Consider the following 5,840-nt stretch of genomic DNA (forward strand, 5'->3'; position numbering starts at 1 on the left):
GCGCTGGCGCGCGCGCTGATCGTCGAGCCGGAGACGCTGCTGCTCGATGAGCCGCTCTCGAATCTGGATGCGAATTTGCGCGAAGAAATGCGCTTCGAGATCCGGAGGCTGCACGACGAATATCGCTACACCACGGTCTATGTGACCCACGACCAGTCCGAGGCGATGACGACGGCCGATTTGATCGCGGTCATGAATGGCGGCCGGATCGACCAGCTCGGCACGCCGGAAGACATCTATGACCGCGCGCAATCGGAATTCGTCGCGCGCTTCATCGGCGCGGCCAACATCATCAAGGGGCGCGCACGGGATGCCGATCACCTGGAATTTGCCGGGGCGATGCTGCGGGTAACCGGCGCTGCGCTTGTGAGCGGCGAGACCGCCGCGATCGCGATCCGCCAGCATGACATCAGCCTTTCGGCCAGGGCACCGCAGGACCCGGGCAACGTCATCAGGGCGACCGTGCTGCGGCAGGTATTTTTGGGCGCGACGCGCGACTATCTGGTCGCCGCCGCCGACGGCACCAGCCTGCGCGTCGTCACCGCGCCGGGCAATCTCGTCACCGAGGGCAGCGAAGTCTTCTTGACCCTGCCGCCCGAGCGCTGCCGGGCGCTGGCGCGATGAGGCGGCGCATCGACATCACCCGCCCCGTGCTGTGGCTGGTCGCGCTCGTGCTCGCCGTGCTCATCCTGCTGCCGCTGTCGTGGCTCGCGGTCTATAGCCTGACCGACAAGGCGCGGCATTTTACGCTGCAAAATTTCGTCACGCTGTTTTCCGATCCAGACTTCCTCGATCCGCTGCTGACCACCGCGATCATCGCCGTCACCTCGGCTGCGATCTGCTGCGTGGTCGCCGCTCCGATCGGCTGGTTGGTGTCGCGCAGCGACATGCCGGGACGGCAGACCATCCGCGCGCTGATGACCGCGTCGTTCGTGACGCCGCCCTTTCTCGGTGCGGTGGCCTGGGAGCTGCTCGCCGCGCCGAATTCGGGCCTCCTCAATCAGCTTTTTCGCGCGCTGACGGGCGCCGAGTCGGACGCGCACCTGTTCGACATCTATTCGCTGCCGGGCGTGATCTTCGTCATTTCCTGCTACACCTTTCCGTTCGTGTTCGTGCTGGTGGCGAATGCGCTCGACACCATGCCGGGCGAACTGGAGGATGCCTCCGCCATTCTCGGCGCAAAAGCCTGGACCACGGCGCGGCGCATCACCATTCCGCTCGCGCTGCCGGCGCTGCTCGCGGGCGCGCTGATCGCGTTCCTGCAGGCAATGACGCTGTTCGGCTCGCCCGCGATCCTGGCGCTGCCCGCGGGCTTCCACACCATGACGACAAAGATCTGGAGCCTGTTCCAGTATCCGCCAAAGCTCGAGCTCGCTGCTGCCGCCGCGGTGCCGCTGCTCGTGCTCACCATCCTGCTGCTACAGACGCAAAGGGCGCTGCTCGGCCGCCGCGGCTATTCCGTGGTCGGCGGGAAATACGGCCCGCCGCGCCGCGTCGAATTGAAAGGCTGGCGCTGGGTGGCGATGATCTTCTGTCTCATCGTACTGCTCAACCCGGTGTTCCTGCCCTATCTCGCGCTGCTCAACGCCGCGCTGTCGCCGAATGCGACGACTTTTGTGACGCCGTCGACCCTGACGCTGCACAACGTCGTCTTCGTGTTCACCGAGCTCTCCGCCACCGCCCTCGTGCTCAAGAACACCGTGATCCTGGGCACGGCCGCCGCGACCATCGGCACCATCCTCGCACTCGTGATCGCCTATGTCACGACGCGGCGGCTGATCGCGGGCTCGCGCATCCTCGGCCTGCTCGCCACGGCTCCCGTCGCGGTGCCCGGCATCGTGCTCGGCGTCGGCCTGTTCCTGAGCTACACACGGCCGCCCTTCGTGCTCTACGGGACGCTGTGGATTCTGCTGATTGCGTTTTTGACCATCAACCTGCCGACCGCCTATCAGCAGCTGCAGGCCGCGTTCGCGACCATTCATCCGGAGCTGGAGGAAGCGAGCCGCATCCTCGGCGCGACCCGGCTGACCTCGCTCTGGCAGATCACGGCCCCGCTGCTGCGCACCGGCGTGATCGCGACCTGGTGCTTCATCTTCATCGGCGTGATGCGCGAACTGTCAGCCGCGATCGTGCTGTTCACCTCGCAGACCAAGGTGCTCTCTGTCCTGATCTACGACCTCAACGAGAGCGGCGATCTCGCCGCGATCGCGGTGCTCGGGATTGCGATGCTGGTGATCACCTTTGCCGTGGTGCTGGCGGTGAACCGCATCCCGATGTTCGGCGCCAGTGCGGGGGCAAGATTGCGGAATTCGTAAGGGTGGTCAAAGGCGCTCTTGCGCCGTGCCCACCAACTGGCCACAGCACGCGGGGCGGTGGGCACGCGCCGCTTTTGCCCATCCTACCGAATGTGCCTGCCGGCTTATGGCATTTCGCCATTTTCGGCCCATATGTCCGGGGCCCTTCCTGCTGATCAAGGATCTCCTAAGTGACTGATGTTCTGGACAAAACCGCCGCTCCTCCGGTCGCGCCGCGCCGCGCGCATGCCTTTACCGCGCACGGAATTACCGTCAGCGACGAATACGCCTGGCTGAAGGACGCGAACTGGCAGGAGGTGCTGCGCGATCCCACCGTGCTGGACAGGGACATCCGCCACTATCTCGAAGCGGAAAACGCCTATACGGAAAGCCTGCTCGGCCACACCGCGCCGCTGCAGAAAAAACTTGTCGCCGAGATGCGCGGCCGCATCAAGGAGGACGATTCCAGCGTGCCGTCGCCGGACGGCCCCTTTGCCTATTTCCGCAGGTATCGTGAGGGCGGCCAGCACGAGATGTTCGGCCGCATGCCGCGTGGCGGCGGCCAGGAAAAAATCGTGCTCGACGGCGACGCGCTGGCGAAGGATCACGCCTATTTCAAGTTCGGCGGCAGCCGCCATTCGCCCGACCACAGGCTGGTCGCCTGGAGCGCCGACATCAAGGGCTCTGAGTATTTTTCGATCCGCGTCCGCGAATGGGAGAGCGGTCGCGACCTCGACGAGACAGTCGAGGAAACCGATGGCGCCATGGTATGGGCGCCGGATTGCAGAAGCTTCTTCTACGTCAAGCTCGACGACAACCATCGTCCGATGCAGGTGTGGCGGCACCGTCTCGGCACGCCGCAGGCTGACGATGTGCTGGTCCATGAGGAGCAGGATGCCGGCTGGTTCACCCACATTCATGAGAGCACCTCGGGCCGCTTCTGCGTGATTGCCGGCGGCGATCATGAAACATCGGAACAGCGGCTGATCGATCTGGCCGCTCCGGACACGCCGCCGCGGCTCGTGGCGGCGCGCGAGGTGGGGGTGCAATATTCGCTCGCCGACCGCGGCGACGAATTGTTCATCCTGACCAATGCCGACGAGGCCATCGACTTCAAGATCGTGACCGCGCCGCTCGCGGCGCCGGAGCGCGCCAACTGGCGCGACCTGATCCCGCATCGTCCCGGCATCTACGTCATCGACCACGATCTCTATTCCGGGCACATGGTGCGGCTGGAACGCGCCAATGCACTGCCATCAATCATCATCCGCGACCTTGCAAGCGGCGAGGAGCATGCGATCGCCTTCGACGAGACGGCCTATTCGCTGGATACGATGGGCGGGTACGAATTCGACACAAAAAACCTGCGGTTCGCCTATTCGTCGATGACGACGCCGTCCGAAGTCTATGACTATGACATGGCGGCGCGCACGCGCATCTTGCGCAAGCGCCAGGAGATCCCGTCCGGCCATAATGCGGCCGACTATGTCACAACCCGCATCATGGCGCGCGCGGAGGACGGCGCCGAGGTCCCGATCTCGCTGCTGCATCGTCGCGATTTTTCGCGCGATGGCCGCGCGCCGCTGCTGCTGTATGGCTACGGCTCCTATGGCATGTCGATGCCGGCCTCGTTCAACGCCAACCGCCTGTCACTGGTCGATCGTGGCTTCGTCTACGCGATCGCCCACATCCGCGGCGGCACCGACAAGGGCTGGGGCTGGTATCTCGACGGCAAGCGCGAGAAGAAGACCAACAGCTTTGACGATTTTTCGGCCTGCGCCCGTGCGCTGATCGAGGCAAAATACACCAGCGCCAAGCGCATCGTCGGCCATGGCGGCAGCGCCGGCGGCATGCTGATGGGCGCGGTCGCTAACCGCACGGGCGAATTGTTTTCCGGCATCGTCGCCGAGGTGCCGTTCGTCGACGTGCTCAACACCATGCTCGACGACACCCTGCCGCTGACGCCGCCGGAATGGCCGGAATGGGGCAACCCGATCGAGAGCGAAAAGGACTTTCGCACGATCCTGTCCTATTCGCCGTACGACAATGTCACGTCAAAGCCCTATCCCGCCATCCTCGCCATGGCCGGGCTTACTGATCCCAGAGTTACCTACTGGGAGCCCGCAAAATGGATCGCACGGCTGCGCGCGACCATGACCGGCGGCGGCCCCGTGATGCTGCGCACCAACATGGGCGCCGGCCATGGCGGCGCCTCGGGCCGCTTCAACCGGCTCGACGAGGTCGCGATCGTCTACGCGTTCGCGCTGTGGGCGGCCGGGTTGGCGGGGAAGGGTGAGGTGTAGCTGCTTCCCGAGCAAAAGCCCAGTCGCATCGAACGCGGCACAAGCGGACACCAAGACTGTCGTCCCCGCGAAAGCGGGACCCATAACCACAGGCCTCAGCTATTGCACGAGCTGGGGGTAACGCCTTTTCGCAGCAACAACCGCCCGGGGTTATGGGTCCCGGATCTGCGCTCGCTGAGCGCGGCGCGTTGCGCCGCTCCAGCTCGCTTGTCCGGGACGACAGCGAAGAATGTTGCGCGAGTTATCGCCCCATCTTCTTCCGCCACGCGGCGAAATCCGTCAGCGTCTGCTCATCGGTCGCGGGATAGAGGCCGAGGATGGAGCGACCTTTGCCGACCTCCTCGGCAACAAAATCCTCGAACGCGGTCATCTCAAAGGTCTCGTTGGCGATCTCGTCGGCGAGATGCGCCGGGATGACGATGACGCCGTCGCTGTCGCCGAGAATGACGTCGCCGGGAAACACCGGCGCATCGCCGCAGGCGATCGGCCCGTTGATCTCGATCGCATGATGCAAGGTGAGGTTGGTCGGCGCCGAGGGGCGGTGATGAAAGGCGGGAATGCCGAGCCTTGCGATCTCGGCCGAGTCGCGAAAGCCGCCATCGGTGACGACACCGGCGACGCCGCGCTGGTGCAGACGGCTCACCAGGATCGCACCTGCGGACGCGGCGCGCGCGTCCTTGCGGCTGTCCATCACCAGCACGCTGCCCGGCGGACAATCCTCGACCGCCTTGCGCTGCGGATGGGAGCGGTCGCGGAAGACATCGAGCTTGTTGAGGTCTTCCCGCGCCGGCATGTAGCGCAGCGTGAAGGCTTCGCCCACCATGGTCGGCTGGTCGGGGCTCAAGGGATGAACGTCCTGAATGCACTGGATGCGAAAACCGCGCTTGAACAGCGCGGTTGCAACGGTGGCGGTGGAGACGGTCTTGAGCTTGTTGCGGGTCGCTTCGCTGAGTTTTGACATAGGCTGGTTCGCTCTCAGTGCTCCCCTCCCCCTTGCGGGGAGGGCGTAGGCCGCCTTGCGGCCGTCTGTTAAGAAGACGCCGAAGCAAAGCTTCGGCTATGGGTGGGGGTCCACACTGACGGTGTCGGTTGGGGACCCCCCCTCCCCAACCCTCCCCCGCAAGGGGGGAGGGGGCGCACCACCATCGTTGCGAACGGTTCAGGTCGACTCCGTCAGGTACTAATAAATCACCGGTTCTCCGACGGGTGCGCCAAAGCCGGTTTCGAGGAAATCGAAATCGCA

General features: G+C 64.8%; 4 protein-coding genes. 3 read left to right on the forward strand and 1 reads right to left on the reverse strand.

The genetic code is table 11. The features are described 5' to 3' along the window. The 3 genes from JOZ76_RS33445 to JOZ76_RS33455 form a co-directional block, all read left to right on the forward strand. Positions 1-624: ABC transporter ATP-binding protein (locus JOZ76_RS33445; protein ID WP_291705655.1), on the forward strand; the 624-nt coding region annotated here is incomplete at its 5' end. Next, positions 621-2,315: an ABC transporter permease gene (locus JOZ76_RS33450; RefSeq protein ID WP_291705656.1), complete on the forward strand. Its 1,695-nt coding sequence runs from the start codon at positions 621-623 to the stop codon at positions 2,313-2,315. The genes JOZ76_RS33445 and JOZ76_RS33450, both read left to right, overlap by 4 nt. Before the next feature lie 170 nt (positions 2,316-2,485). Beyond that, the gene (locus tag JOZ76_RS33455) at positions 2,486-4,597 is read left to right on the forward strand and encodes a S9 family peptidase (protein WP_291705657.1); all 2,112 of its coding nucleotides are present in this window, start codon (positions 2,486-2,488) and stop codon (positions 4,595-4,597) included. A gap of 241 nt (positions 4,598-4,838) precedes the next feature. Here JOZ76_RS33455 and JOZ76_RS33460 read toward each other — a convergent pair whose 3' ends face one another. Beyond that, the gene (locus tag JOZ76_RS33460; protein WP_291705658.1) at positions 4,839-5,558 is read right to left on the reverse strand and encodes a ribonuclease activity regulator RraA; all 720 of its coding nucleotides are present in this window, start codon (positions 5,556-5,558) and stop codon (positions 4,839-4,841) included. Positions 5,559-5,840 lie beyond the last annotated feature (282 nt).

The sequence above is a fragment of the Bradyrhizobium sp. genome (assembly GCF_019244115.1).
GTDB lineage: Bacteria > Pseudomonadota > Alphaproteobacteria > Rhizobiales > Xanthobacteraceae > Bradyrhizobium.